At 61.1% G+C, this 26,344-nt stretch carries 21 protein-coding genes and 2 pseudogenes; 12 read left to right on the top strand and 11 right to left on the bottom strand.

Annotated elements, in window-relative coordinates; translation table 11 throughout:
• Positions 1-7 precede the first annotated feature (7 nt).
• Positions 8-790: a DpnII family type II restriction endonuclease gene (locus PSAL_RS06815; RefSeq protein WP_196941912.1), complete on the top strand. Its 783-nt coding sequence runs from the start codon at positions 8-10 to the stop codon at positions 788-790.
• Between the two features lie 340 nt (positions 791-1,130).
• Here the strand turns inward: PSAL_RS06815 and PSAL_RS06810 are convergent, their stop codons facing one another.
• The 8 genes and pseudogenes from PSAL_RS06810 to PSAL_RS19240 form a co-directional block, all read right to left on the bottom strand.
• Positions 1,131-2,921 carry a nuclease domain-containing protein gene (locus tag PSAL_RS06810; RefSeq protein ID WP_119838311.1) on the bottom strand — a complete coding sequence of 597 codons (1,791 nt, stop codon included), beginning with the start codon at positions 2,919-2,921 and terminating at the stop codon, positions 1,131-1,133.
• The gene (locus tag PSAL_RS06805; protein WP_119838310.1) at positions 2,918-5,398 is read right to left on the bottom strand and encodes a coiled-coil domain-containing protein; all 2,481 of its coding nucleotides are present in this window, start codon (positions 5,396-5,398) and stop codon (positions 2,918-2,920) included. The genes PSAL_RS06810 and PSAL_RS06805 overlap by 4 nt, the downstream gene beginning before the upstream one ends.
• Positions 5,399-5,754: 356 nt before the next feature.
• Positions 5,755-6,141, bottom strand: a complete 387-nt coding sequence (locus PSAL_RS06800) for a hypothetical protein (RefSeq protein WP_119838309.1) — start codon at positions 6,139-6,141, stop codon at positions 5,755-5,757.
• Positions 6,142-6,345: 204 nt separating this feature from the next.
• The gene (locus tag PSAL_RS06795; RefSeq protein ID WP_119838308.1) at positions 6,346-6,588 is read right to left on the bottom strand and encodes a DUF2188 domain-containing protein; all 243 of its coding nucleotides are present in this window, start codon (positions 6,586-6,588) and stop codon (positions 6,346-6,348) included.
• Positions 6,589-6,801: 213 nt separating this feature from the next.
• The gene (locus tag PSAL_RS06790) at positions 6,802-7,050 is read right to left on the bottom strand and encodes a helix-turn-helix domain-containing protein (protein ID WP_119838307.1); all 249 of its coding nucleotides are present in this window, start codon (positions 7,048-7,050) and stop codon (positions 6,802-6,804) included.
• A 2-nt stretch (positions 7,051-7,052) separates the two neighbouring features.
• Entirely contained in the window at positions 7,053-7,274 is a 222-nt protein-coding gene (locus tag PSAL_RS06785; protein WP_147407608.1) for a hypothetical protein, read from the bottom strand.
• A 277-nt stretch (positions 7,275-7,551) separates the two neighbouring features.
• Positions 7,552-7,683 (bottom strand): hypothetical protein, encoded by a 132-nt coding sequence (locus PSAL_RS19310; RefSeq protein WP_269212609.1) that lies wholly within the window; start codon positions 7,681-7,683, stop codon positions 7,552-7,554.
• Positions 7,684-7,752: 69 nt separating this feature from the next.
• Positions 7,753-7,842 (bottom strand): annotated as a pseudogene (locus PSAL_RS19240) (HNH endonuclease); the annotation flags it as partial.
• Here PSAL_RS19240 and PSAL_RS06775 point away from each other — a divergent pair.
• From PSAL_RS06775 to PSAL_RS06740, 8 genes are all read left to right on the top strand, one after another.
• On the top strand, positions 7,802-9,583 hold the full coding sequence (locus tag PSAL_RS06775; protein ID WP_196941911.1) for a phage tail protein: 1,782 nt from the start codon (positions 7,802-7,804) through the stop codon (positions 9,581-9,583). The pseudogene PSAL_RS19240 and the gene PSAL_RS06775 sit on opposite strands and share 41 nt — an antisense overlap.
• 12 nt (positions 9,584-9,595) lie before the next feature.
• Positions 9,596-11,923: a hypothetical protein gene (locus PSAL_RS06770; RefSeq protein WP_196941910.1), complete on the top strand. Its 2,328-nt coding sequence runs from the start codon at positions 9,596-9,598 to the stop codon at positions 11,921-11,923.
• Between the two features lie 11 nt (positions 11,924-11,934).
• The gene (locus tag PSAL_RS06765) at positions 11,935-12,768 is read left to right on the top strand and encodes a hypothetical protein (RefSeq protein ID WP_196941909.1); all 834 of its coding nucleotides are present in this window, start codon (positions 11,935-11,937) and stop codon (positions 12,766-12,768) included.
• A gap of 24 nt (positions 12,769-12,792) precedes the next feature.
• Complete coding sequence (locus PSAL_RS06760) at positions 12,793-13,233, top strand: hypothetical protein (protein ID WP_196941908.1); 441 nt, start codon at positions 12,793-12,795, stop codon at positions 13,231-13,233.
• Positions 13,208-13,495, top strand: coding sequence for a hypothetical protein (locus tag PSAL_RS06755; RefSeq protein ID WP_147407626.1), 288 nt, complete (start codon positions 13,208-13,210; stop codon positions 13,493-13,495). The genes PSAL_RS06760 and PSAL_RS06755 overlap by 26 nt, the downstream gene beginning before the upstream one ends.
• Before the next feature lie 61 nt (positions 13,496-13,556).
• Positions 13,557-14,093 (top strand): N-acetylmuramoyl-L-alanine amidase, encoded by a 537-nt coding sequence (locus tag PSAL_RS06750; RefSeq protein WP_196941907.1) that lies wholly within the window; start codon positions 13,557-13,559, stop codon positions 14,091-14,093.
• 24 nt (positions 14,094-14,117) lie between these two features.
• Positions 14,118-14,462 (top strand): hypothetical protein, encoded by a 345-nt coding sequence (locus tag PSAL_RS06745; RefSeq protein WP_119840824.1) that lies wholly within the window; start codon positions 14,118-14,120, stop codon positions 14,460-14,462.
• Positions 14,463-16,021: 1,559 nt separating this feature from the next.
• Complete coding sequence (locus tag PSAL_RS06740) at positions 16,022-17,050, top strand: IS110 family RNA-guided transposase (protein WP_119837610.1); 1,029 nt, start codon at positions 16,022-16,024, stop codon at positions 17,048-17,050.
• A gap of 305 nt (positions 17,051-17,355) precedes the next feature.
• On the opposite strand, the pseudogene PSAL_RS06735 reads toward PSAL_RS06740, so the two are convergent.
• Positions 17,356-17,502 (bottom strand): annotated as a pseudogene (locus PSAL_RS06735) (IS5/IS1182 family transposase); the annotation flags it as partial.
• A gap of 218 nt (positions 17,503-17,720) precedes the next feature.
• Here PSAL_RS06735 and PSAL_RS06730 point away from each other — a divergent pair.
• Positions 17,721-18,266 carry a YaeQ family protein gene (locus PSAL_RS06730; RefSeq protein WP_119840729.1) on the top strand — a complete coding sequence of 182 codons (546 nt, stop codon included), beginning with the start codon at positions 17,721-17,723 and terminating at the stop codon, positions 18,264-18,266.
• 40 nt (positions 18,267-18,306) lie between these two features.
• On the opposite strand, the gene PSAL_RS06725 is transcribed toward PSAL_RS06730, so the two are convergent.
• Positions 18,307-20,808: a cation:proton antiporter gene (locus PSAL_RS06725; protein WP_119840728.1), complete on the bottom strand. Its 2,502-nt coding sequence runs from the start codon at positions 20,806-20,808 to the stop codon at positions 18,307-18,309.
• Positions 20,809-21,146: 338 nt separating this feature from the next.
• On the opposite strand from PSAL_RS06725, the gene PSAL_RS06720 reads away from it, so the two are divergent.
• Together PSAL_RS06720 and PSAL_RS06715 are read left to right on the top strand one after the other, a co-directional pair.
• Positions 21,147-21,716, top strand: a complete 570-nt coding sequence (locus PSAL_RS06720; protein WP_119840727.1) for a hypothetical protein — start codon at positions 21,147-21,149, stop codon at positions 21,714-21,716.
• 193 nt (positions 21,717-21,909) lie between these two features.
• Positions 21,910-24,459 carry a methyl-accepting chemotaxis protein gene (locus tag PSAL_RS06715; RefSeq protein ID WP_119840726.1) on the top strand — a complete coding sequence of 850 codons (2,550 nt, stop codon included), beginning with the start codon at positions 21,910-21,912 and terminating at the stop codon, positions 24,457-24,459.
• Between the two features lie 97 nt (positions 24,460-24,556).
• Here PSAL_RS06715 and metG read toward each other — a convergent pair whose 3' ends face one another.
• Positions 24,557-26,269 carry a methionine--tRNA ligase gene (gene metG / locus PSAL_RS06710; protein ID WP_119840725.1) on the bottom strand — a complete coding sequence of 571 codons (1,713 nt, stop codon included), beginning with the start codon at positions 26,267-26,269 and terminating at the stop codon, positions 24,557-24,559.
• Positions 26,270-26,344: the final 75 nt, after the last annotated feature.

Genomic DNA, 26,344 nt, shown 5'->3' with positions numbered 1-26,344 from the left:
GAGCTGGATGGACGATATGGCGCAAGACATCATGGATCGGATCCATGCGGTTCCCATCAAGCGTGAATATGGTCGCGACGACATCGCCGCCTTGATCGAGGCAAACGATGGGAAAGCATTCGAGGTGTCTCGATTTTGCGTTGGCTTGTTCCTCGGGTTTTCGAAGGACAAATTGCATGGCGAGTTGGCCGAAAAACTTGGCCCAGGTGGGACCGGCGTCAAACGTTTTCAAGCAGGCCGTGAAGAATATCTCGACGTTCTCGAAGAGATGGGGCTTCGCGACGCCATGACAGCGATCGTCAATCGAGAGCCTGTCTGGAGCGATGTCTTGCGCGAACGGCTGAGATCTGGGCGTGGAAGTGCTATACAGGGGCAACAAAGGGGTAGGGGGCTCGAAGATTTTGTTGAAGAGATTATCCAGCAAGTCTTTGGACCCAGCTATGAGCCTAGATGTACGTTTCAAGGCGTAAACGGCACGGCGAAATGCGACTTCGCCATTCCCAACAAGGCGACACCACTAATCTTGATTGAAGCGAAAGGTTACGGGGCAACAGGGTCCAAGATGAGCGATATCATCGGTGATGTTGATGCAATCATTGGCGCCAAGCGCAATGATGCCAGTCTTCTGTTGATTACCGACGGTCTGACCTGGAAGGCGCGTGCGAACGATCTGCGCAAGCTCATCCAGAGACAACACGATGGGCGGATCACGCGTATCTATACGAAGCAAATGGCAGAGCAGCTAATAGCTGACTTGATGACGCTCAGAGCCGAGTACGGATTGCCATAACCCAAGTGAAAAATGGTGCATATGTCATGACTTATGGACCATTAGAAGAGGCCCAGCAAAATCCGGCAGTGGAGATGATGCTTAGATCTGGTGCGTCGTTAGACGTCCCCTTTTGGGAAGCTGCGCCGCAGCAAGGCGAAGACTGGCCAAGGTCAACTCAGGGCCGTTCACGTCTGTCGACACGAAGGGCGGGAAGCTGACTTTCGCTGCGCCGATCATGAGTGGCAGCTATGCGCAGAGTGCGACCATTTCTCAGCGGTATCATCACTGTTGATCCCAACCGCCCGGGCGAAACCGCCTGCGGCGAGCATTGCAGACTGTTTGCCGGGATAGGAACAACTTAACTATTTACATTCCGACTGGTGGCCTTTTCGTACTCCTTGGAATGCCTTAGTAAACCCAAGATAAAGGCTTTAAGCATGGATCGGGTCTCATCCCGATCGGCCGGATCTGCCCCAATGACCCCCAGAATAACGTCAAGGGGATCGGCACCTACATAGCCGCTCTTTGACCAGGTTACGGCTTCGTCGCGCGGTCGTAGCGATGGCGCGATCGGTGCCGCGATCCAAACTTGGCGAGCAATTTGGCTATCGGTATCGACGCTTCTGATCTCGCGATATTTCTCGATCTTCTCCAGACGATCCCACACATTTCCCGCTGTTGTGTATTTTGCGTCGATCACGGCGGCATATGTGACCCGGTAGTCGCGCAGATCGGAGCTCGGGGCCAAAATCTCCAACACTATATCCGGCGTCCATGGAGACGCCGAGTTTCCGCGGTAAAGAGTATCCATGCCCTGCGCTGCTCCGCGCGGGAGGATTGTGGGCTCATAGCGCAGGCGCGCGATACGCTTGTCCGGGGCCTCAAAATCGATCGCCGCATTCCGATCCAGATCGACCGAGAAACGATCTCTTGCAATCGGTTCAAAAATTGAATTGTGCGAAATGCAGGACAACCCAGCGGCCTGGAGAGCTGCGGATACCTGGAAGAAAACCCACTGCTCGAAGATGGTCTCGATCGACTTGGCGCCTTCCACGTCTCCTTGCTCTACGACGATCGTAGTGTTGTTCAGGAACGCCAACATCAATCGTGCAGCACGCGCATACAGCGGATGGCTTCGGAAAAAGGGACAGTTGAAGCTGGCGAGAAAGTCCTGCCGCCCCATGCGAGTGACAGGCACGGCGAAACTCTGCATCGCCCTGTGGATCTCGGACATCGTGCCTTCGCAGGCGTCGACGATTTCCTGCAGCCTCGCGATCTTAGGGTCCTCTCGCAGTTGTACGAATCGGGCTAATCCTGCGTCAGAGATTCCATAGCCATTCTTACGCGCAAGCCGCATCTCGCGTTCTGACCGGGCGCGCCTGAGGCTATGGTCGACCCGCCGCCGAAGGAGATCCATGAACGCGACGATCACCCGGTTCTCGCTGGTGTTCCTGTCCTGGACTGCTGTCGAAAGTTCCACGAGACCACCTGATCGCACGGCGTCGCGAGCGGTTTGCCCTCTGTGGGCAAACCGTCGCAAGACGTCGGGCGTGAGTCGCTCTCCCGGCTTAAGCTGCCGGGTAACTTGTCGTGGTCGCAGCTCCGTGTGAGGATCCTCGAGAATATCCGCCAAGATTGGGGAGAAGCGTTTCCAGAAGAGCCGGATCTGACTCAGTTCCAGACGTGCCGTGAGGGGCTGCACACCGCCATCGCGCGACGAGGGAAGCTGCGCAAGCGCCAGACGGGATTTCGAGATCAGGTCGAGCAACAACTCGACACTGATGCGCCGCATGTCTTCGAACATGGCGTCATAAGCGTTTACGGTCAGCTTGCTGGGCTCGACAAGCGCGAGAGTTCGGGCAAGTATTTCGCCATTTGTGGCATCCCGAAGACTGATTGGGGTCACGCCGAATGCGCCATCCAGACAAGGCGATGCCTGCCACTCCAGACGCGATCGGCGCTCCTGCGGTCGTTCAGCGATCGGAATGTCCCCAACAGTTATTTGGTAGATCACGCCCTCTTCGTAATCGTCGACCTCAAAACCGATGCGCGCAGTCTCCGGCACCTCGAAGCTGTGTACGGCTTGAGACTTGCCAAGAGGGACTTCGAGCAGCGTCGAGCGACCTGAGAAGATGACGAAGTCTGTCATTCTTCACCGAGGAACATATCGTCGGATGCTCGTGCGTCAGACTCCAGTCGGGCGAGCGATTGAAGGGTCCTCGGAATATCGGTTGCCTTCTCGAGCTTTTCGGCAAGACGTCCCAAGGCCTCCATCGCCCCCGGCCGATACAGCCCCCGGATCTGCGGCAGGATGCGTTGGCGCAATTGCATGTCCAATGCCTGATCGAAGTTGCAAAGGCTCTCGGGAGCATTGGCGATGAATCGGCAGATCGAGGTCTGGCGCCGGTGGGTGAGCCCGCAGCCAAGCACACTGAGTTCAGGCTGTATCTTCCCCAAGATCTCAATTGCCCGCGCAGGGACGTTGCTGTTCCGTGTCCACCGGTCCCGGTCCGCCTGCAGCACGCCTGGTCCCTCAACCACCCGCGCGCCGGTCTGTGCAGACATTCCGAGAACGGGAAGACTTTCATCCACGACGAATTCGATCAGGTTGCACCGATCAAGAAGGCGCATCGACAACGGTCGCGTCGTTTCGTCGAAGTTCACTGTCCCGACGATTATCAGGTTCGGCGCAAGTTCGAGGCGTGCGTATGGCCGGAAGGGATCGTCGATCCGCACTGCGTTGGGATCGAAGACGCTTATGAACTGGTTCCCCGGCGCTCGTGATATCGCCTGAATCACATCGGCAAGGTAGTGCTCGGGCTGCGCAAGGTTCAGTTCTTCGAGGCAGACGGAGAATACCGGCGCAGACGCCCTAAGAACCTTGCGCGCATGAGAGGCGAGGATCATTTGATTCAGCAATCCCGACGCCGCCGGAATGAAACGGTGTTCCAGTGCATCGGTATAGCCGAGTAGGTCTGCAGGGCTAGTCCACGATGGGTTCACGTCCACAGCCAGATGGCTCTGGTCGGCGTCCTGCCCGGCAATTGCTTCTGCATAGAGCACAGGCAGAGACGATTTACCGGACCCGGACACACCGCCCAGAATGACAGGCGCACGCTCCTTGGCGCATAGATGGAAAGCCAGAAGGTCCCCGCGGTCGAAGATGAAGCCGCTCTCCTCAACATGCGTAGCAAACCGCTCGAAGAAGTCCTCTTCGAGTAGGGCTGCACGCTCTTCGGTTGGGGTTGCATACTCAGGTAGGTGCAAGGCGGGTGCAGCCGCCTCCTTCACCGTTCCTGCGTCCCTCCGATCATCCGGTCGCGCCGATCCGCCGAGACCGAGGCGCGAAAGAAGCGGCTCCAATGCAAGGAAGTCGTTCACCACCCCCATACGGTTCTCTGAGAGCTTGGCGGATATCTCCTTCAGACTCTCTTCCAGGATTTGCTCCTGCCAGACGAGTTCTTCTTTCTGGTTTGCGATCTTCTCTCTTGCTGCTTCATGCTGAGCGACGATTTCCGCGTCCAGAGCCTTCAGCTTGCGATCGGCTTCCCTATCGAAATCGTCGCGTTTCGTTCGCAATACCTCTTCAAGCTGCTCGAGTTCCGCGGTCAGCTTGGCGACTCGCTCTTTCGCAAGGGCGTCAATTCGTGCGGCTTGCGCGTCCACGCGCTTTTCGACCTCAGTCGCGACGGCCTGATCGATCTTTGGCTTGAAGCTCTCGTCAGTCAGGAGAGCTTCGAAAATCTGATCAAGTCTGTCGAGTTCCTTGTTCTGCTGGTCCAGAAAGCTTTGAATCCGTGCGATAACGGTCGGCCCTGACTGCGCCTCGTCGGCAAATCGGTTGAGCCGTTCCATGAACTCACGTCGCTCTTTTCGCGACAAAAAATCGCGCGAAATCTGCCGGACAGCATCCTGCAGGGAAACGAGATCAACCTCCTGTGCCCCCTCCCGCAGGTCTTCATACAAAGCGCCGGTGATCGCCTCGTAACGAACAGTGTGCCCGATCTGATCGTCCGGCTTGCTGGCGTCACGCTGTACGATCACCTTGTGCCGAATGTGGCCAGTGCGTCCCTCCGCGTCGCCAACGGCAATCCTATAGACAACATGCGGCGCGACCGGCTTGCTGAAATGGATTTCTGGCTCGATCAACCGGTCATTCTCGGGGCGGTCCAATTCGACCTTCAGCGGCCCATAAAGGTGATCGCCGATCCGCACGAGGACATGTCGCGTCGGCTCATGATCGCAGCGCATCCGGAAACCGTCGAGCAAGGCGTTCGGATCGGTGATCTCGGCGCCCGGTGTCAGGACCTCAATTAAGTCCTTCGGGCCGGGAAGGGTGGGCTGTAGAAGCTGATAGACGTCCTTTTCTGGCGACGAAGACAGGTCCATCGAGTCCTCAATGCCAGACATGATAAGACAGCCTGGCGGCGCATGGGTCACGCGAGCTTCGCCGCGCAGCATCCACCAGACCCGGCCGCGATTAGGGAACTCCACCAAGCGGTCACCGATGATCTCTCCGTTCACATCGGCAATCGGAACGACGGTGGAAAAATGGTTTGGGCCAGTGCCGGCCTCAAAGCTCTTCTGCCCAACTGAAAAAAAGTATCTCTTATCTTTTGACGCCAACGGCCTGCCCCTGATATCTTCTGAAAAGAAGTATTCTAATAACACAAATCTTGATTTTGCCTGGGCTTACATAGTGGGAACTTCTCAGACCAAGGTCAATGATCGCGCTCGAGACAGATCTATCCGGATTGCACTTCGGGACGTCAGTAGATGCTGCATGGCGCCTGGCCGACGGCTGGCCTCCAGTCGAACCTATTGCACGGCAAGAACGGCGAATTGGGCTGACACCGGTCATTCGTCGCGCGTGGCACGAAGGTCGGCTTCGGGCCGTTGATGCTCCACCCAAGTCTCAGGAGACGCGGGTTTCCTAAACAGAATAGCAAGTTATTGCTGGTGGGCGAACGCCCAAACGAAGCTCAGAGTCGCGGAACAGACGCAATCCAGCCGCGAATGAAAGTCTCGCCGTCGGCATCAATCTCGCACACGGCCTCCCAGCGAAGCCCCGGTTCGCGTGCTCTATGCTCTTCGTATTGCGCACGCTCCTGATCTGTAATGGCGCGGCATGTTGCCCACGTCTTCAGGTACCATTTAGGCGTCTCTTCGTTCGGGTATACGAGATAGCGGCGTGCGTCGCGATCCTCAGGCACTTCCGTCACCATGCCGCGGAACCCGCTTCGGACTGCGACTGTCCAAGCACCTTCCGGCAAATCGGCTGGCTTATCAAAGACTGCATGCCGGTACGCATCGTAGCCGATGTAGCCGATGCCAAGCAGAAGCGCCGCAAAGAAGATATTTTTCCACATCTCGCCAATCCCTTTAGCCAGTGTAGCGGCTACCTCACGCGGCTTGCAGCGTCAATTGATCCGAATGCAGGAGGGTGACGCGAGAGCCCCTGCATTGCGCGTAAAGCGGTTCAGCAGCCTCAAGCTGTCCGCCCGCCGCGAAGGTTCGATAAGTCGAGCTGCAATGCGGCAAACTAAGAAGCGGCGAGTGTCGGCTTCGGGCCGTCAGCCGTTGCCTTTCGGATCGGGTTTTCCGTGCGTGTCGCTATCAATGATCTGGCCTCTTTTGTGAACCGAACCATCTCGTGAAGCATACTCTCTTACCTCACCGCCACCTGACGATATTGCCAATTTCTTGGCAATATCTTGTGCTTCGGCTTTTGTGCTAGCGGATGCGGAAGCTTTCTGACCCCCTGCTTTGGTGACCTTCCACCCAGCTGCATCCTTCGAAATGTGATAATCAGCCATTTTCGCAGAATCACGGTTATCGTTGCTACATGGATAACTATAGCCAGTAGCAGCGCTGTCCCATCAAGGAGTTTCTGCGATTTCGACCTATACGGATGCTGCGCCCTGGCGCGAACGGCCGCTTCGGCGAAGCTGTGCCGCAGCGCGGTGGCTCCCAATGAATGGCCGCATAGGGCAGTTTACGACGATCGCCACTAAGGGCCGGATAGCCGTTTAGGAATATCGTGTTTTGACTTGGCGGAGCCGACCGCTGCCCCGGGCTTCCAACCTGCCGGACGAGATCCAGCGGTGGATTGTGCTGCGATTGACGCCCTTGGCCTTGGCAGCTTCAGCGATGCTGATCCACTCGGCTCGTGGAGTGATGGTGGCGCCGTCGATCTGGTCTCGCAGCGCGCGGATTTCGGAGCGAAGGGCGGCGAAATCCTCTGCCGGCACCATGACGAAGGTCTGCTGCGTTCCCATTTTTATCGCTCCTTCATGTCGAGGATGTTGGCGATCACGACCAAGGTAAACTCTTCGGCGGTCATGATCCGGCTGATGAGCCGGTGGCGCAGATCGGCCAGTTGCGCGCTTTCGTCGTGGGCGTCCCTGGTGGCTCGATCCTGAGGGGCGCGATATTCCACGCCGGTGGCTCTCTCGTCTGCGTCACTGCCCGCCGGGGTCTTGCTGAGGTATCGGTCAGTCACGGGTCGCCCTCCCATGGCGCGCGGCCTACCGTGACGGCGACCTTGCCAGCGATCCCTGAGTTGCCGGTGGGATATGTGACGGTGGCCTTCCTGCGATCGGTGCGGGTTGTGGGCGCTGGCTGCTGAGGCAGCCTGACGGCGTCCGGCGGGGCTTCTCCGCGCCGGCGGCAGCACTTGTCGCATCGGCACTTGGCGCTGTGGCTGTGCCGGTAGAAGACGCCAGAGCGGTTCGAGGGCTTGAGGACGTTTGCGCAGCCGCGCATGGCGCAGGTGCGGATCATTCCTGGCCTCTCTTGCGCGCCTCACGCGCCGCATGCTCCAGCTCGGTCACGGCCATGATGGCGGGCTTGATCTCGGCCGGTGCCTGGTCATAGCCTCGCCCGAAGCGCCCGTTCAAGCGGGGCGCCATGGCGATCGGGATGAGCTTCCAGTTGGACGGATCGGTGTTAGTCTTGTCGCCGTCCAGGCACTTCAGACGATGGCCCGCGGGGATGGGCCCGTTCTCCTGCTCCCAGAGATAACGATGCTTGTGGACCGGCCGGGTCTTCGCGCCCGTATACGGGTTCACCTGGCCGTTCGGCGACTACCTGACCGAAGACGAAGGCGACGACCTGGCTACGCCTGAGACCGACGAGGGTGTCGAGGTCACGCGGTTCTCGGGGTCGATCGCCTATGTGCGGACCTATACGGGCCAGCCTGGGCAGGCGGCCGATAGCACGTTGGTCGGCGCGCTTCCCGAGTGGACTGTCGCGCATGACCTGGCCGGGATCAGCTACGCCGCGATCCGGGCGCGCCGGGTGGCGCAATCGGATTTCAACACGCGCTATCCGAACGGCCGCGAGTGGGCTTATGCGCCGGTCTGGGATGGGAATGATCGGATCTTTGATCCGCGCAGTGGCAGCTACGGCTGGACGCGCAACGCGGCCTTGATTATCGCCCATGAGCTTTCTGTCTATCAGGGCCATGCGGTTGATTGGGATCGAGTGGCGATCGAGGCGGATGCCTCGGATGTGCTGTTGACGGATGCGGCGGGGGCCGACCGGCCGCGCTGGCATATTGATACCTGGTGCGAGGATGATGAAGAACACGGCGCGGTGTTGGTGCGCATGCTGTCGGCTTGTGATGGCTACCTCTGCGAGCGCCCTGATGGCGTGACCGACTTCTATGTGGGGCGCTACATCGCGCCGGATGTGACGCTGACGGATGCAGATTTTATCGCCCTGGAGATCTCGGAAGGGGCAGACTTCGGGGCGGCCGACAGCTTTTCAATTCGCTATGTCGAGCCGCTGCAGGATTGGCAGGAAACGCCTTCCGGGGCTTTCGAGGTCGCAGGGATCAACAGCGAAAGCCGCGACGAGATCACGGTGCTTGCCTGCAGTAACCACAACCAGGCAAGCCGGCTAAACAAGCGCCGCGCCCGCAAGACCCATGCGAAGTATCGGCTGCGCGGGACCGTCAAGCTGGGCGGCTACAATCTGGTCGGTAAGCGGTTCTTCCGGTTTTCGCATTCCGAACTGGGGATCGAAATGACGTTTGAGATCGACAAGCTCTCGCGCGGGCAGGACCGGCTGACCTTCGACCTTGAGGCATCAAGTGTCATCGCCGAGGATTTCGATTTCCTGGCCGCGACCGAGGAACCCGATCGCCCGGCCTATGAGGTCTTGACCGAGGACGGCGAGCCGGAGGCGTTGACCGGGTTCAGCTTCACCGGGATCGCGGGATCCGGCGGCGGCGCGCGGGTGCTGTTTGAGTGGGATGAACAGGCCTCGGGGGTCGGGCAGGATATCCAATACCGCGCGCCTGGTGCCGGGATCGCTGATTGGCAGAATACCTATGTCCCGGCCGGATCCGGCACGACGAGGGTCACGTCCCAGGTGATCAGCGGCCTGGTCGACGGCGCGACCTATGAGGTGCAGGCGCGCAATCGTACCGGCTCGGGGCGGGTGTCGGACTGGACCGCCTCGCTTTCTGTCCTGGCGACGGCGAACCCGACGCCACCAGGAGCGCTGGACGCCTTCACGGCAACAGCCGGCGCCGCGCAGGCGGTGATCGATATCGAGGCGCCTGACGATCCCAATTACTACACCAGCCGGATCTACCGGGCCGATGCCAGCACGGATTTCGCGGACGCGGCGTTGGTGCGGACGGAATACGGATTGCCGGGGAATGCGGATACCTGGACCGATACCGGGCTGGCCTCGGGATCATACACTTATTGGGCGGTGCCCATAAACGCCTCGGGCGTGCCATCCGCCGGCGGGGGGCTGCCTGCAAATGCCTCCGGGCCTGAAACAATCACAATCATCTGACGAGGGTCGAGCATGCAACTTACGAAAACACCCCAGGAGGTTTGGGAGGGAAATTCCTCCTTGCACCAGCCGCTGCCCCAGGATGCGACGCGGTTCGGCGAAGAGCAGAACCTTGCGATCGAAGCGGCCGAGCAAGGGCTGGTGGTGCAGGCTCAGGCGGTGACGGCGCTCGACAATCGCGTCGCCGCCGCCGAGGGCGAGATCTCGCAATTGCAAGCGATCTCGGCTGCGGGGCTTTCGCCGCGCCTTCCGGCTGTCACGGTATCGACCGGCGATATCGCCCTGTCGGGAGAGCAGGCGGTCAGCGGCGTGATGACCTCGGCGAGCCGCGTTCTTGTCGCCGGGCAGGCCAACCCGGCAGAAAATGGGCCATACATTACGGCCGCCGGCGCATGGGCCCGCGCAACGGACATGGACGAGGCGGGCGAGTTCGCCAATGCGGCGATCCAGATCACGGGCGGCACCTACGCCAACCAGGTCTTTGTCTGCACAAGCGCGATCAATTCAGTCGGGACCGACCCTGTCAGCTTTACGGCCTTCCTCGATCTCGCCAGCCTTTCGGCGGCCTATGCCACGGCCGCGCAGGGCGCCCTTGCAGAGACAGCGGTGCAGCAGGCGGAGGTGGGCACGGCTGCTGCTCAGGACGCGGATGCCTTTTCTTCGCGTGCGACGCAGGAGGAAATCGCGCTCAAGACGATGCGAGCAACGCTTGGCCGCATGACCGGGGAGGGGCTCAACTTGAATGCGGTTCCCCAACTGGTTGACATCAACGGCATCGTCATCCGTTCTCTGCGACTTTCCGGGGGTGTTGCCGTGGATCAAACTATCGTCGAGGTCAGCCTGGCCGAAATGCGCCGCACTCTTGGGTACATGGAGGGGGAGGGGGCCATTTCTGTTCGAGAGGTGGATCAGGACGGGTACATTGTCTCTTTGGCCCCGGTTGACCCCGGACCGACGCAGGGTGACGCCTACGTGGTTGACGGGGCGCTCTACGTATCCACCGGCACGGGCGGCGCTCGGCTGCTGGATGACAGCGCTGACCGGACTTGGATCTCCGCCAAGGTCTTCGGAAACAGCGTCATTGGTACGTACCTTGACCAGAACAGTGTTCCTGTGAGTGTCCGCGTTGCGCTGTCTGATGGATCTATCTGGCGCTTCGGCGGGTATCGCATCTGGACCAATGACGGGCAGTCCAATGCCGAGGGCACGGCCAACGACGACCGCAGCGTGGTGTTTCCCGGCCCGCTGGAGTTTGCGCATCGCCCTTCCATGCTTATGACGGCGGCAAAGGATGTCTGGCTCGGCATCGCAACCTCGGGCGGGGCGTCTGTCGAACTGGCGTCGGATGCCATCACGGGTGTTACGGATCTGGTCGACACGATTTCGGCGGCCGACAAGCACGGGACGATCTCGGTCAGCGCGGCCGCGCGGGCGCATGCGGCTGCGGGCCATGCGGCCTTAGGCGACTGGGTGCCGAATATCTTGGCCTGGTCGAATGCCGAGGGCGGCGAGTTCATCGCGAGCATGCTCGATGGCGCGCCCGCCGGGGAATATTACGCGGCCAATATGACCACGGTGCTGACTTCGATCGCGGATCTCAGCATCAGCGCGGTCTATGACTGGATGTTGATGCAGCAGGGAGAATCTGACCCTGCCACTCCGACGCTTGGCGTCAATCACAACCTGCTGCGGGCGCAGACGCAGGCCAAGGCGCAGGCGATCCTCGGGCAGCAAACGCCGGTGCGGATGGTCTCGACGCAGGCGTCGAGCTTTTACAACAGCAGCGCGGGGTGCCGGTCGATCCTGGATGAAGCGCTGGCCGATACGGATGGCGTTTTCTTCTGCACGGGGCCTTCCTATATCTTCCCCTGGTCGGACTACGATTTCCTGCACAACACCAGCGTCGGGCACGCGATGCGCGGGGAAATGGAGCAGGCCGCGATTTATCGCATCGAGCAGGGTCTGGGCTGGCTTCCGCTTCACATGGTCAGCGCCTCGTTCACCGGGGCAAACGAGGTCACGGTCACGCTGTCCGAAGACGCGGAAAGCGTCACGGGCTGGCTTGTCGATGAAGCCGGTCTTGCAAATTCGGGGATCGCGCTGGTCGGCGCCACGGTTTCGGGCGTGGCGGTCGCCGGCGATGAATTGATCATCACGACCAGCGATGCTGCCAGCGGTGCGACGGCGGTGCAGGCCGCTATGGTCGGGCACGGCGCCGGCCCGCGCGCACAGGCCACGATCCCCCGCAGCACCATCCGTGCGGTCGAACAGACCGGGACCTTCCTCACGGGCGCTCCCATGCACAAGCCCCTCTGCCACCAAGAAATCAGCATCGGTTAAGGACAGCATAAATGACCACCTATCCCTTTGAAGTCGTCTTCGACGTTGCTGCCCCGGATGGCGCCGCGACGAACCCCCTGACCAACCTGCAGAACGCATGGCATGTGACCGAGTCGTTCCAGAACATCCTGGACCAACTCACGGGCACCTACACGGCGATGCAGCGCCTTACGCTCGGCAAGACGTGGCTGGATCTGACGGACGCCGGATTGCTGGCGAAGCTCGATCAGCTCTGCATCCACGGTCGGACGGAAGCCGACAGTCTGATCGACTGGACCGGCGGCGCGGCGAGCGCGAATAACGGCGCCACCTGGGACAGTGCCACCGGATTCACCTGCGATGGCATCAGCGATTACATCACGATGGGCGTTAACCCCTCGACCGCAGGGAATCTGAGCCAGAACAGCGCGAGCTTCGGCATCCAGGTTCTCGACGGCAGCGGCTTCGCCTCCAATGACTACCTGCTGGGGATGGAGATTTCGGGAACCCCGGACAACTACCTGCGGGCCATCACCACCGGCGGCTCAGTTGCAACGCGTATCCAGTCTGGCGCTGACCTTGCCGGGGGTGTCGGCGGCGCCGCGCAAGAGGGTCTTTGGATAGCCTCGCGCACCGGGGCCGCTGCGACGGCGCTCTACCGCAACGGTTCGTCGCTCCTGACGGGAACGGGGGCGAGCGCCGCTGTCCGGAACGGCGACCTTGTGATCGGCCGACAGAGCGCAACCTACGGGCCCGCCAACGCTGGGGCATGGTTTGTCGGCGCGGGTCTGACCCCAGAAGAGGTGGAAGCGCTGGACGCGATCCTGCGGGCGCATGTCGGGGCGGTCGTGAGCTGGTCGGCCTGACTGGTTAGGTAGGAGGGAAAGCTGATGCCCCGCCGTATAGCCTTTGCGCGGATCGAACACGGGCGCGCGACTGAGTGGCTGACCAGCCTGGTGCTTCTGGGCTTCGCTATGACTCTGGCGCTGCCGGGCGACACTTTCACAATGAGTCCTTCATATCAGGGGTTTCGAAACCTCGGATTTGACGAAGCAGCGATATCAACGCCGCTGTCTCTGCTCGCCTCGATGCGGCTGGTGGCGCTCTACGTCAACGGCTCCTGGCAGCGCACACCGATGCTTCGGGCAGTCGGGGCCGTGGTCGGCGCAACCGTCTTTACCATGCTGACAATCACCTTTGCATGGAATTGGATCACGCACTCGAACATCGCCCTAAGCACAGGGCCGGCGACCTATGGGACGCTTGCCCTGTTCGACTTCCTCGCAGCCTACAGGAGCGGTGCCGATGTTAGAGCCTCTCGGTCTCACTGAACAAGACGCGGTGATATTTGGATCCGGGTTTGCGGCGTTCATCGCGACAATCCTTGTTGCATGGCGCGGAGCCGCAAGGGGAAAGCCGACGCCGGCCGCGCAGGCGGTTGCTTCTATCTCGGCTTGTGAGGTCGGGGAGATGCGCCCGATCCTGTCGGCTCTTGTCCACCGTCTGGACGAGCACGATCGAGACATGACCCGCGAAATGCGTGAAGTTCGCGACATCGTGGTCCGCCTTGAGGATCGCACCAGACGCGACTGACCTTCTTTAAATTTTGACCCACATGCCCCGCCAGCGGGGTTTCCAGCATTGGAGCAACACCATGAGGCAGATCACCGGACTGATCGTCCACTGCACCGCAACGAAGCCCGATTTCATGCCCGGCGCCACGACCGCGCAGCGGGTGGCCGAGGTCAGGCGCTGGCACGTCCAGGACAACGGCTGGAGCGACATCGGCTATCACTACCTGATCGACAGGGGCGGGACCCTGGCCACCGGGCGGCCGCTCGATCGCACCGGGGCGCATGTCGCCGGACAAAACACCGGGACCATCGGGATTTCGCTCTTCGGGGGCCACGGCTCATCCGCCGACGACGCCTTCGGCGATCACTTCACGTTGGCCCAGGAGCGCGCGCTGCGCAGCCTCTTGGCAGACCTGCAGGACCGCTTTGGCGCGCTGCCGGTGACCGGCCACAATCAATATGCCGCCAAGGCCTGTCCCGGATTCCGGGTGCCGTCCTGGTATGCCGCCGTGCCGATGGCCGCGCCGAAGGCAGACTGGACGCCGGACCCTGCCGAGGCACCGGTCAGCCCCCTCGCATCCTTCCTTGCGCTGTTTCGGCGCCTCATCCGGGCGTGAGCCCATCGACCGAAAGGACCTTCCATGTCTTTCCAAGCTTTCATTCCCGCGGCGCTCGAGCCCGCGCTAACCGAAGTGGTCAGTGTTATGGCTCTGGCTGTAATAGGCTGGATGGCCGCGCGATTCCAGAAATGGACCGGCGTGCAGATCGAGGAAAAGCACCAGCGGGCGCTGCACACGGCGCTGATGACCGGGATCCGCGCGGCGCTGGAATGCGGGCGGGTGGACAAGGATGCGCTGGTGGCGGCGGCCGTTGCCCATGCCGAACGCAGTGTGCCGGACGCGCTCAAGGCGCTGAAGCCGGATCCGGGGGCGTTGGCGAGTATCGCGGCCGCGAAGGTCGCGGAGGTGCTTGACGCAGGCGCTTAAAGGCACATCATTCGCAGCTGAAAGGCCTGTGAGCACCTTTAGCTGGAGGCGGCAGCTCTGCGCAGGAAGTTGCCTTGGCTTCGGGAGCATCCGCTCCCAACTCAGACGACGCCTCCGGCCAGCAGCCGCCTTTCACCGGCACACCTGGTGCCGCGCCGCAGCTTGGCAAAAGCCGGTGATCGTTCGTCCTGAAGTATCTTATATGCTTGATCATCTCTCTGTGGAGAGAGTGGATTTTTTCGCCGCGCCCAAGGCGGTTTCAGAAAGACGAGGCGCGCTTTTTGCGGCCGTTGGCTTGAATTGACGAACACTGTTTCCCTCCTATGAAGCGAAGCAATTGCAACGTCGAATTTTGCACGGAAGCGTAGCTGCTGGCCGAGCCTCCCGTCGCAAAAAAAATCTATTTAGAACCGACGGAAAAGCCCGAACACAGCGTTTAAGCTTTCATACGGTCACGAACCTTTTCAGAGGAAACCCTGTGCGTCATGTCATCCTTTCGCCCGGCTTAGCCGTCCTCGCCTGTCTTTACGCCCCCCTGGGCAAGCCCAGGAGGCAACATTTCACTGCGAGCCCGTAACTGCCTCGGTCGCGACGGCGGGCTTTGACGATGTGGTCACGGTCACCTGCGCCGAAAACCAAGTGTTGATCTCGGGTGATACCTACCCGGCACATGAGATGATGACCGGCACCAAGGATGGCTATGACGAGAATACTTGGGACGACAGCGCAGAGCTGGTCTGGGATGAGGCGGGGCAGCGCTTTCGATTGCCCGCGTTCAGCGCGGCCCGAGGCAATCCTCAAGATGGTGACCGGGGGCTGGGGCAGAGCCGTGGAGCATTAAGCCGATAGGATAGGGCGTTGGGAAAATGTTTCAGAGCCCGCCACGTGGTTACCCCAACCTCATGGGGCGCATTGTTAATGCCGTTTCATTTATCATGAAAGTATCGGTGCGAAATTGGTCGTTTTTCATGCATACTGCCGGAAATGACATCTCTCCAACTATCTTCGGTTGTTTCTATTTTCCAGGTTGCTCAATTTAGTAAAGACATGGCTAATATTTTGGCATGTCAGAACTTCATTTTTACCCCAAATTGCCCATGGAACCTCTTGCTTTTCCTGTATAATGTCAGTAACGGGATCTAGTGATTTTAAATTGCGGGATACTTTTGGTGCGCGAAATTATTTGGTTTTGTAAATGATGTGGGCTGTAGGAGTATGAGAGTTTTTAAATGTCACGAGTGTGGACATAAAATGAGAATTGGCGGGGACAACTGCGGGAGATGTTACGCGCTTAAACTTCCTTACCAATCCTTGAAGCCATGGTTGTTCGCGGCGGCAATATTGCTCGTCTTATTGGTGTTTCTCGTCTTCGCGATGACCTGAGCCCCGGCAAGTCTTCTCTTGGCCTCGTAAAAGCGAGCTGGTTCCTTGAGGGGATCCAGCTTGGCACCAAGGCTTGAATGGACAGAGCAGGTCACTCGTCTCTGATGATGTAACCGCCCCCCGACGACATCTGTGTGCCAAGGTGTGTCTGCGAGGATCCACAAAGAGGAGCGGTCATGTCGGAGATTATCACGGTCGGACTCGATCTGGCAAAGAATGTGTTTCAAGTCCATGGAGCGGACGGCGCGGGTCGTGCAGTGCTGCGTAAGAAGCTGAGGCGAATGCAGGTGTTGGCGTTCTTCAGCCAGCTGCCGCCTTGCGTTGTCGCGATGGAAGCATGCGGCGGCGCTCACTTCTGGGCGCGCGAGATCGGCAAATTGGGGCATGACGTTCGGCTCATCCCACCGGCCTACGTCAAGCCCTACGTCAAACGCCAGAAGAATGATGCGGCAGATGCCGAAGCAATCTGTGAAGCGGCTGTGCGTCCGACAATGCGCTTCGTTCCGGTCAAGAGCGAAGAGGTTCAGGGTGCGGCGATGGTTTTCCGCGTGCGGGAATTGCTGATCCGGCAGCGGACACAGGCGATCAACGCTCTGCGCGGTCATCTGACAGAATTCGGCCAGATTGTGCCGCAAGGGGCGGCCAACGCCTCGAAGCTGATCGCCATCGTCGAGGACCCGGACAGCGGCATACACGCCGATGCCATTGCCACTTTGAAGGTGCTGGTTCTGGCACTCGCTCACCTCGAGGCGGAGATCGGGAAACTGAACGCAGAGATTGCCCGCCGGGCCAAAGAGAATGACGTGGCCCGACGACTGATGACGATCCCAGGCATTGGGCCCCTGATTGCCACGGCCATCGCAGTGCTGGCGCCACCGCCTGAGACCTTCCGCAAAGCACGAGACTTTGCGGCGTGGCTTGGTCTGGTGCCGCGACAGCATTCGACCGGGGGCAAGCAGCGGCTCGGGGCCACGACCAGGATGGGTGAGCGATCCCTGAGACGGTTGCTCATCATCGGGGCCAACAGCGTCATCATCAAGCGGCATGTCCATGCTACGGCCAAGCCCGGCACTTGGCTGGGCGGGATGCTGACGCGCAAGCCACCGATGCTGGTGCGGGTGGCGCTCGCAAATAAAATGGCGCGGATCGTCTGGGCCCTAATGGCCCGAGGTGGCGTCTACAAAGCTCCGGCCGCGGCGGCGTAAGCCCGCTGTAGGTCGCGAGGACGTCGGAGCGGAAGGAGCAGTTTGGCGCAATCGTCGTGAGACGGGATCGGGAGAACCAGTGTGCAACAGAGTGCCTTCGAGCACGCGGCTTTGATCTGGACCCGACCCTCGAACACCATACGGGCCCGCGGCATGTGTGACGCCGCATCGTGAGGCCGGATACATGTCAGCACCCGATGACGCGCTAAAATCAGCTCTGGAAATATCTCTTGCGCAAGGGGCGGTTATACATGTTGCACAAAGATTGTGATACCCGAGATTCCCCTCTCCCCGGACGGATTGTTTCCACGGCTATCTGTGATAGGGGTACCAGGGGCTGTGTAACCGTTCATGATGGCGATGCAGACTTGCATTTCGGCGACTTGTCGGTCGAAGTCCCGCGCCATGAGGCACTGCCCGAGCAGTTCGACGCAATGCATCTTGGTCTCGGCGCTGCGGGCAGAAGGGGCACAGTTGACATGTGGATCTACTGGGAAGTAGCAGATTTGGACGTTGAGCCCGCATCGGTTACGCAAAATTTCGTGCAAGGTACTGTTTTCAAATAAGTGCGGAATTCCGGCCGCGGGTACCATATTCAAGATACAATGCAAATTTCCAAGGGTCGCCGGGTGGAACATGCCTACCGAGGCTCGCAGAGTCAGGACAGACCATGGCGCAGAATGCCACCATCCATAAGATCGAGCTTTCCGTGTCCGACATGGATCGCCACTACTACGAGACCCACAAGCTGACCGTGGCCAAGCATCCTTCGGAAACGGATGAACGCCTGATGGTCCGCATCATCACCTTTGCCCTCAACGCCCATGAGCATCTGGAAATGACCAAGGGTCTGTCGGCCGAGGACGAAGCCGACATCTGGCAGAAAAGCCTGAGCGGCGAAATCGAGCTTTGGGTTGCCCTGGGGCTGCCGAGCGAAAAGGTGCTGCGCCAGTCCTGCAGCAAGGCCGCCAAGGTGATCGTCTATCCCTACGGCGGCCGGGTGGCCGAGGTCTGGTGGGACAAGGTCCGCAACGGCACCACCCGATTCGACAATCTTCAGGTGGTCAACCTTGCCGAGGCCGACACGGACGCCCTGGCCCGGATGGCGAGCCGGGCGATGAAGATCCAGGTCAATATACAGGATGGCGAAGTGATGATCAGCGAAGGCGAAAACGTCGTCTATGTCACGCCGCAGACCTGGAAGGGCGCGGCCTGATCCCCGTCGGGGTCTGACCATCGCCAGCCCTGTCCCGGCCTCATTCGTCGGGCAACAGGCCTGCGGGATCAATGCCGCGCTGTTCGGCGCTGTTGCGCACCGCCTCGCGCAGGCCCTGACTGCGCGACAGCAGGCGGCGGAACCTATCTTCGTCCAGCACCAGCAGCGTCGTCGGCGCAATGGCCCGCACATCGGCACGGCGGGCCTTTCTGGTCAGCACGGCCATCTGGCCGAACATCTCGCCCCGCCCCAGACGCCAGGTATGGCCGGCACTTTCCAGTTCCACGGCACCGGAGGCGATGAAGAACACGCTTTTGGCCATGCTTTCCTTGCGCAGGACCATTTCGCCCGCATTGACGTACCGCGTCATCAGAGACCGTCCGAGGCGTTTCATCGCGCCATCATCGAGATCCGCAAACAACGGGAACTGCCGGACGAAGGCGGCACGCTGGATCGCGACATCCAGCGGCGGGCGCTCCTCGGCAAAGACCCGGCGGGCGGCGAGTTCCTGCATCAGCGCGGTGTAGACCTCGGCGCCGATCAACCCGTCCTCGCGCATCGCTACATATTCGCGTTCTTCCATCCGCAGCGCGGTGCGACGGATGAAACGGCGTTCAAGTTCCTCGGCATAACCGGGGTACTGCAGGCGCAGCCCTTCCAGTGCGGTTTCCACGGCTTCGATCCGCCGGGACAGAAGTTCGTGCAGCAGATCCGCGACCCGGCGTCCGTGGATGCGCCGGATGCGCCCGTTGATGAAGGTCCCGAGGTCGCGCAGGATCAGGCGGCGCGACAGCAGCAGTTCGAACCGGTCGGCGGTCATGCGTGCCAGCGGGCCCGACAGGCGCAGGCGGCCATGCAGCTGAACCGCAGCCTGAAAGGGCCGGCCATAGGCCAGGCTTTCGCGCGCCGCGCGCTGGTATCCGCTGCGCCCCTGGGTCCGCGCGCCCTCGATCAGCCGGTCGGCGTCAGACAGCACCAGATCCGCCATCCGGGCCGAGATCGTGCGTTCCCGCACCCGCGCCAGAATCGTGTCGCGTTCATGGCCGGCAAGGGCGATCAGGCCCAGGGCGATGCGGTCACGCTTCAGGATATCGGCGTTTTCCTCGGCCATGTTCACGGCCTTGTCGAGGCGCTCGCCGAACCGCTTGGCCTCGGCGCGCACGGTTTCGCGGTTCAGGTCATAGTTTTCCGTGGTCCGCGCCAGATCCTCGCGCACGGTCTGCAGGGCGACGGCGACGACCTGCCGGGACAGGGCCTCGTCGATCGGGGACAGCCGGTCCAGCCCGAGACAGCCGATGATCCAGCGCAGGGTTGTCCCCTGTACCAGCAGCGTGAACAGGGTGAACCCGGTGGCAAGGATGCCGACCACCCGCTGGATATCGTCGGGGACGCGCACGCTTTCGGTCACCGCAAGGGCCAGCGCCAGCGTGACCGCGCCGCGCAACCCGCCCCATAGGATCGCCACGCGGTAGGGGCGCTCGACGGTCGGGGACAGCTTCAGCATCGTCAGGATCGGCATCAGCCCGAACAGGATCACCGAGCGCGCGGCGATGGCGGACAGGATGACCACGCCGACCAGGAAGAAATCCTCAAGCTGGACCGATTCAAGCAGGCGGGGGATCAGCAAGGCGGCCAGGATGAAGATCAGCGCGCCCGCCCAATGGGCCAGCACGTCCCACAACTCGCGCAGGCTGGTCCAGGCCTGCGGCGGCAGGCGTCCGGGCGCCGTCAGGTTCAGCGTCAGCCCGGCAGCCACCACGGCGATGACGCCGGAGGCCCCGACACTTTGCTCCGCCACGATGTAGGCGAGATAGGGCAAGGCGACCGAAATCGTGAGCTGGGCGAGTTCATGGCGGCTGAACAACGCCATCACCCAGACCGCGAGGCGCGCGGCCACCCAGCCGGTTAGCGCGCCGCCCGCGATCAGGACGGGAAATTGCGCCAGGGCATCGCCAAGGTCCGGATCCGGCAGGCCCAGCATCACGAAGCCCATGAAAAGACCGAACAATGCGATGGCCGCGGCATCGTTCAACAGGCTCTCGCCCTCGATGATCCGCGCCAGCCGTCGCGGCGCCGAGATCGAGCGGAAGATCGAGACCACCGCCGAGGGATCGGTTGTCGAGACGATGGAGCCGATCAGCAGGCAGGCCGCCAGCGGCAGCGCGCTGGCCCAGGACAGGGCGTAGCCGATGGACACCGTCGCCACCACGACGGCCACCACCGCCAGCACCAGGATGGGCACCCAATCGTCCAGCATGCGCCGCAGGTTCATCCCCAGCGTGGCCTGGAACAGCAACATGGGAAGAAAGACATATAGAAAGACATTGGACCTGATCGGCAGGCCAAGGATCGCCTCTGCGACGGGGTTGAGCGCATCCGTCAGGTCTGTTCGCAGGAAAAAGGTGGCTCCGGCCCCGATCAGGATGCCGAGAACCGCAAGGATCACGCTGTAGGGAAGCCGCACGCGCGATGCAAAGGGCTCTGCCGCGCCGATGACGACGAAGAGGGAGGCAATGACCGTGGTGATAAGGATTATGTCCATGCTTCGGGAATATCAGAAATTGCCGGAAGCGCACTGGGGTTCTCGAGGTTTTGAAGCGGGAAAGTGACCCTGCCGGGGTCTCTTCAGGCGGTCGCCCTTCTCGCGGGTCCCTTGCTGGAAGAAAGGGCTTTCAGTGAAGCAACGACAGGGCTGCGACCGGGCTGCGAGGGACGGTTCTTGTGCCGGGATGCGATGCCGGGCGCGGCGGACGTGCGGCGCTTCTATTTCTGCATTTTAGCTAAAAGCGCTTTCTGAGCCCATGACGGTATTAAGCCGCCGGAAATTCTTTTGCTCAATGGTGCCCCCGGACGATCCAGCTCGTAAACAAGGGGAACCTCATGAAATCTGTTCTTGCCGGCCTTGCGTTGGCCGCTCTCGCCACGCCCGGTCTTGCCAATCCTTATGAAGCCTCGATGCGGGATTATCTGGAAAGCGAGCTTCTGATCTGGGCCTTCGATCCGGTGATCATCGAAGCGGTCCGCGCCCATAACGTGGAAACCGCCGGGATCGACCAGGCCTGGATCGACGCGGCCGATCTGCGCTGGCGGGCCGAGGTCGGGTCGGCCAACCAGCCGACCATCGGCCCGGTCCTGAACAACATTGCTTCCGATTTCCTGCGCGCCCAGATCGAGGCCTCGGCCGGAACGGTTGTCGAGGTCTTCATCATGGACGCCAATGGGCTGAACGTCGCGGCGGCCGTGCCCACATCGGATTACTGGCAGGGCGACGAGGCGAAGTTTCAGCAAACCTTCGATGTCGGTCCTGGTGCTGTCTTTGTCGACGAGGTCGAGTTTGATGAATCCGTTCAGGCCTATCTGGGACAGGTCTCTCTGACGTTGACCGATCCGGAAACGAATGAACCGATCGGGGCGATGACCGTCGGTCTGAATGCCGAGATGCTCTACTAAGACCCGATTTTGAAACACGGCGCCATGCGTGCCGTTTGGTCCGGGCCGTTGCGCGTCGCAATCCGGCGCTGCCCGGAAGACGCGCAACCAGCCTGGCGCGCGCCCGCCTTTCCGGGCCGTTCGGCCAGAATGTCGGGAAATCCCGCCGGAATGCGCAAACCCGCCGAAACCGAGCCAGACCAAGGAAACCAGGATGCCCCGATCAGCCAGCGACAGTCGTGCCATACCCTTTTTCAAGTCGACCTTGTTCCGGGCGACCCTTATCGTGGCGGTCTGCGTGCTGTCGGTCGTCACCACGACCGAAATCATCGCATTCGGCAAGGTGCGCCAATCAATCAACGACTGGACGGAAATCCGGGGCGAGGAAGCCACCAGCGGACTGGCCTCCCAGATCGGCGGCGCTCTGAAGTTCGACCGTCGGGAAGGTGTCGACACGGTACTGAGCGGCTTTGTCGGCAACGTCGGCGAGGATATCCGCGGACTCATGGCCGTGCGTCAGAACGGCGATGTCATGAACGAACTGCGTGTTGCGGATTTTGACAGCACCACCGCCCTTTCCGCCGCGCAGCGGGCAATCGAAACCGGTCAGCTTTATGTCGATCACGAGGCCCTGATCTGGGCGGCCCCGGCGCGGTTCGGCGCCGGCCGGGAGGTGGCCGGCGCCCTGGTTACGCAATGGAGCGTCGAACATCGCGTTGCCGAAGCCATGGCGGACCGCCTGCAGGCCATTCTGGTGGCCTTGTTGGTCTTTATGGCAGCAGTTTCCGTCGCGGCGGTCCTTTTCTATCGCTTCATCTCGGCCCCGCTCGGCCAGGTGGCGGATCAGATGGGCGATGTGGCAAAGGGACATTTCGAAGAAGTCATCAAGAGCCGGGATCGGGCGGATGAAATCGGCGGCATCGCCAAGCGTCTTGATGAATTCCGTCAGGACCTCATGGCGGCCAAGGCCAGCCAGACAGAAAATGCCTTCAAGAGCGCGGCGCTGCAAACGGCGGGTTCGGCGATGATCCTGCTGGATGACAAGCTGAACATTGCTTTCTCCAATACCGCCAGTCAAAAGCTTCTGATCAGCGCCGCCGATGCCATTCGCAGCAGTTGGATGGACTTCGATCCCGACGCCTTGCTGGGACAGCCCATGCGGTCTTTGCCGGGATTGGACGAGCTTTGCGATGGCATCCGGTCGGGGCACCTATCTCTGCCGAAACAGATCGAGGTAAAATGGGGTGGCGCCCGCATCCTTCTGTGGATGGACAGGATCCTGGATGCCGACGGGTCCGTCCTTGGCTATGTGGCGGAATTGCAGGACATCTCGCAACGTAAGCTGAACGAGACGGTTCTGGCGGCGATTGATGCCCAGCAGGTCCGGATGGAATTTGACGAGAAGTTCACCCTGATCGGTTGGAATGGCCGCATGACCGAGGTTGCAGGTGCGGGGCTTGAGGCCCTGAAGGGCGCCCGCAGGGTCCAGATCCTTCGCATTCTGGGGGAGACGGATGAAGAGCTCAAGACCGGGTTCGAAGCCCTTCAGAAGGGCAAGTCGCTGAGCGGTAAATTTGTCTTTACCGCGACAGCGGAGCAGACACATTTCTTCGAGGGTAGCTTGAGTCCGATCATGAACAGCAAGGGCGGGATCGAACGCTGTGTGTTCGTGGGCTCGGATGTGACAGACAGTCATGTCGCCAGGGCGGATGCAGAACGGCAGAACCGAGAAACGACCGAGCAGCAGCAACTGGTTGTCGATACGCTGAAGGTAGGTCTGCGGCGGCTGGCCCAGGGTGATCTGACCAGCACGATTTCTCAGCCGTTCCGGGAAGACTACGAACAGCTTCGCACCAACTTCAACCAAGCGGTTGAGGCGCTGCATGCCGCCATGTGCGCGGTGGTCCAGAATGCCGATTCGATCCGCGGCGAAACGGGCGAGATCAGCAATGCCGCCGACGAGCTGGCGCGTCGGACCGAAAAGCAGGCCGCCACGCTGGAAGAAACCGCCGCTGCACTGGATCAACTGACGGCCTCGGTGAAATCCGCGGCCTCGGGCGCGGATGAGACCAGTCAGATTGCCGAAAGCGCCCAATCAAAGGCGGAAACCGGTGGCCAGGTCGCGCGCCAGGCCATCGCGGCGATGGATGCGATCCAGGCATCCTCACAGGAAATTTCCAAGATCACCAGCGTGATCGATGATATCGCCTTTCAGACCAACCTTCTGGCGCTGAATGCCGGGGTCGAGGCCGCACGCGCCGGCGATGCCGGACGTGGCTTCGCCGTCGTCGCGACCGAGGTCCGGGCCTTGGCTCAGCGGTCCTCGGAGGCGGCGCGCGAGATCAATCAGCTGATCTCGGCCAGCGGGGGGCATGTGAAATCCGGGGTCGATCTTGTTGACCGCACGGGCGAGGCTCTGGGAGAGATCGTCACCTCGGTCGTCGATATTTCGACGCGGGTTTCGGCCATTGCCTCGTCTGCGCGGGAACAATCCATGGGGCTGCACGAAATCAACTCGGCGATGAACGATCTCGACCAGGTGACCCAGCAAAACGCGGCCATGTTCGAAGAAACCACCGCCGCCAGCCATTCCCTGACGGTCGAGGCCAATTCTCTTGTCGATGCAGCAAGCAAGTTCAAGGTCAGCGCGCCACGCGTGAAACGAGCGGCCCCGCGCATCATCCCGCCCACGGACGGGGGAAAGGTTGCAGCCGCGCGCGGCGGATCTGCCGGAACCAGCAGGAAGACCTGGGAGGAATTCTGAGCGTCGGGTATACTGCGGTTGGGAAATTTCCTGGCAAGGATGACACCAAAAGGCCCGCCGATTGGCGGGCCTTTGTGTTTGCGGCCGCTCGATGATCCTAGCTGCGGATGCCACTGAATTTTTCCTGCCAGGCATCCCGTTCGTCATCGGTGATCTTGCGGAACAGATTTTCCGGCACGCTGAAGGCCATGCCCGGCTGCAGGGCGGCAAGCGAGGCGGCGACATCCTGCGGCCAGTCGAGGCTTTCCAATCCGAAGGCCTCTTGCAGGGTGGCGCTGCAATCGGGGATGAAGGGGGCCGACAGGCTGGCGTAGAGCCGGATCAGGTTCAGCGACAGTCGAATGATGGCTGCTGCCCGGTCCGGGTCTTCCTTGTAGGCGGTCCAGGGCGCGGCGGATTGCAGGTATTCGTTCCCGGCCGCCCAGATCCCGCGCAACTCCTGGGCGCTCTTGCGGACCTCCATGGCCTCCATATTGGCCTCGTAGCGCGCCAGACGGCTGGTGATATCCGCGATCAGCGCCTCTTCTGCGGGGCCGTAGCTGCCCCCTTCGGGCACGGTCTCGCCGAACTTCGACCGGCAGAACTTGGTTACCCGGCTGACGAAATTGCCCAGCACGTCGGCCAGGTCCTTGTTCACCGAAGCCTGGAAGTTCTCCCAGGTGAATTCTGCGTCCGAGCTTTCTGGCGCATGGCTCAGCAGCCACCAACGCCAGTAATCGGGCGGCAGGATCGACAGGGCCTGATCCATGAAGACCCCGCGCCCGCGCGAGGTCGAGAACTGGCCGCCCTCGTAATTCAGGTAATTGAAGCTCTTGATGTAATCGACCATCTTCCAGGGCTCGCCGGAGCCGATGATCGTCGCCGGGAAGGTCAGCGTATGGAAGGGGACGTTGTCCTTGCCCATGAACTGGGTATAGGTCACCTCGTCGGCGCCCTTGTCGGTGCGCCACCAGCGTTCCCAATCCGCGCCCTTGCCCGCATCGACCCATTCCTGCGCGCAGGCGATGTATTCGATCGGTGCGTCGAACCAGACGTAAAAGACCTTGCCCTCCATGCCCGGCCAGTCTTCGGTTCCACGTTTCACCGGCACACCCCAGTCGAGATCGCGGGTGATGCCACGGTCCTGCAGGCCATCGCCGTCGTGCAGCCATTTCTTGGCGATCGAAGTGGTCAGCACGGGCCAGTCGGATTTGCTTTCGATCCAGTCGTCGATCTGGTCCTTCAGGGTCGACTGGCACAGGTACAGATGCTTGGTCTGGCGCATTTCCAGCTCTGTCGAGCCGGAGATCGTGGAATGCGGGTTGATCAGGTCCACCGGGTCCAGCTGCTTGGTGCAATTGTCGCATTGATCGCCGCGCGCGCTTTCGAAACCGCAGTTGGGGCAGGTGCCCTCGATATAGCGGTCGGGCAGGAACCGGCCATCGGCGGCGGAATACATCTGCGTTTCGGACACTTCGCGGATCAGCCCGGTTTCGGCCAAACGGCCGGCGAAATGCTGGGTCAGCGCCTTGTTGCGCTCTGAAGACGAACGTCCGAAGTGATCGAAGCTCAGCCGGAAACCTTCTGCGATGCGGGCCTGAACCTCGTGCATCTCGGCGCAGTATTCTGCGACCGGCTTGCCGGCCTTTGCGGCGGCCAGTTCGGCGGGGGTGCCGTGTTCGTCGGTGGCGCAAAGGAACAGGACCTCGTTGCCCCGGCCGCGCTGGAACCGGGCATAGACATCCGCCGGCAATTGAGAGCCGACCAGATTGCCGAGGTGCTTGATCCCGTTGATATAGGGAATGGCCGAGGTGATGAGATGCCGTGCCATGAGATGCCCTTCGATTTTCGCTGTCCGCCCCCCATACAATTGCACGCCGCGAAGCGCCAGTGCCGAGGCGGTGTT

The sequence above is a fragment of the Pseudooceanicola algae genome (assembly GCF_003590145.2).
In the GTDB taxonomy this organism is placed as follows: domain Bacteria; phylum Pseudomonadota; class Alphaproteobacteria; order Rhodobacterales; family Rhodobacteraceae; genus Pseudooceanicola; species Pseudooceanicola algae.
This window is presented reverse-complemented; position numbering and strand designations above follow the sequence as displayed.

What these genes read in the sequence shown, in the direction of transcription:
- PSAL_RS06815 (WP_196941912.1), top strand. Translation starts at nt 8, where the DNA reads ATGGACGATATGGCGCAAGACATCATGGATCGGATCCATGCGGTTCCC.
- PSAL_RS06810 (WP_119838311.1), bottom strand. Translation starts at nt 2,921, where the DNA reads ATGACAGACTTCGTCATCTTCTCAGGTCGCTCGACGCTGCTCGAAGTC.
- PSAL_RS06800 (WP_119838309.1), bottom strand. Translation starts at nt 6,141, where the DNA reads ATGTGGAAAAATATCTTCTTTGCGGCGCTTCTGCTTGGCATCGGCTAC.
- PSAL_RS06795 (WP_119838308.1), bottom strand. Translation starts at nt 6,588, where the DNA reads ATGGCTGATTATCACATTTCGAAGGATGCAGCTGGGTGGAAGGTCACC.
- PSAL_RS06790 (WP_119838307.1), bottom strand. Translation starts at nt 7,050, where the DNA reads ATGGGAACGCAGCAGACCTTCGTCATGGTGCCGGCAGAGGATTTCGCC.
- PSAL_RS19310 (WP_269212609.1), bottom strand. Translation starts at nt 7,683, where the DNA reads ATGGCGCCCCGCTTGAACGGGCGCTTCGGGCGAGGCTATGACCAGGCA.
- PSAL_RS06770 (WP_196941910.1), top strand. Translation starts at nt 9,596, where the DNA reads ATGCAACTTACGAAAACACCCCAGGAGGTTTGGGAGGGAAATTCCTCC.
- PSAL_RS06765 (WP_196941909.1), top strand. Translation starts at nt 11,935, where the DNA reads ATGACCACCTATCCCTTTGAAGTCGTCTTCGACGTTGCTGCCCCGGAT.
- PSAL_RS06760 (WP_196941908.1), top strand. Translation starts at nt 12,793, where the DNA reads ATGCCCCGCCGTATAGCCTTTGCGCGGATCGAACACGGGCGCGCGACT.
- PSAL_RS06755 (WP_147407626.1), top strand. Translation starts at nt 13,208, where the DNA reads ATGTTAGAGCCTCTCGGTCTCACTGAACAAGACGCGGTGATATTTGGA.
- PSAL_RS06750 (WP_196941907.1), top strand. Translation starts at nt 13,557, where the DNA reads ATGAGGCAGATCACCGGACTGATCGTCCACTGCACCGCAACGAAGCCC.
- PSAL_RS06745 (WP_119840824.1), top strand. Translation starts at nt 14,118, where the DNA reads ATGTCTTTCCAAGCTTTCATTCCCGCGGCGCTCGAGCCCGCGCTAACC.
- PSAL_RS06740 (WP_119837610.1), top strand. Translation starts at nt 16,022, where the DNA reads ATGTCGGAGATTATCACGGTCGGACTCGATCTGGCAAAGAATGTGTTT.
- PSAL_RS06730 (WP_119840729.1), top strand. Translation starts at nt 17,721, where the DNA reads ATGGCGCAGAATGCCACCATCCATAAGATCGAGCTTTCCGTGTCCGAC.
- PSAL_RS06725 (WP_119840728.1), bottom strand. Translation starts at nt 20,808, where the DNA reads ATGGACATAATCCTTATCACCACGGTCATTGCCTCCCTCTTCGTCGTC.
- PSAL_RS06720 (WP_119840727.1), top strand. Translation starts at nt 21,147, where the DNA reads ATGAAATCTGTTCTTGCCGGCCTTGCGTTGGCCGCTCTCGCCACGCCC.
- PSAL_RS06715 (WP_119840726.1), top strand. Translation starts at nt 21,910, where the DNA reads ATGCCCCGATCAGCCAGCGACAGTCGTGCCATACCCTTTTTCAAGTCG.
- metG (WP_119840725.1), bottom strand. Translation starts at nt 26,269, where the DNA reads ATGGCACGGCATCTCATCACCTCGGCCATTCCCTATATCAACGGGATC.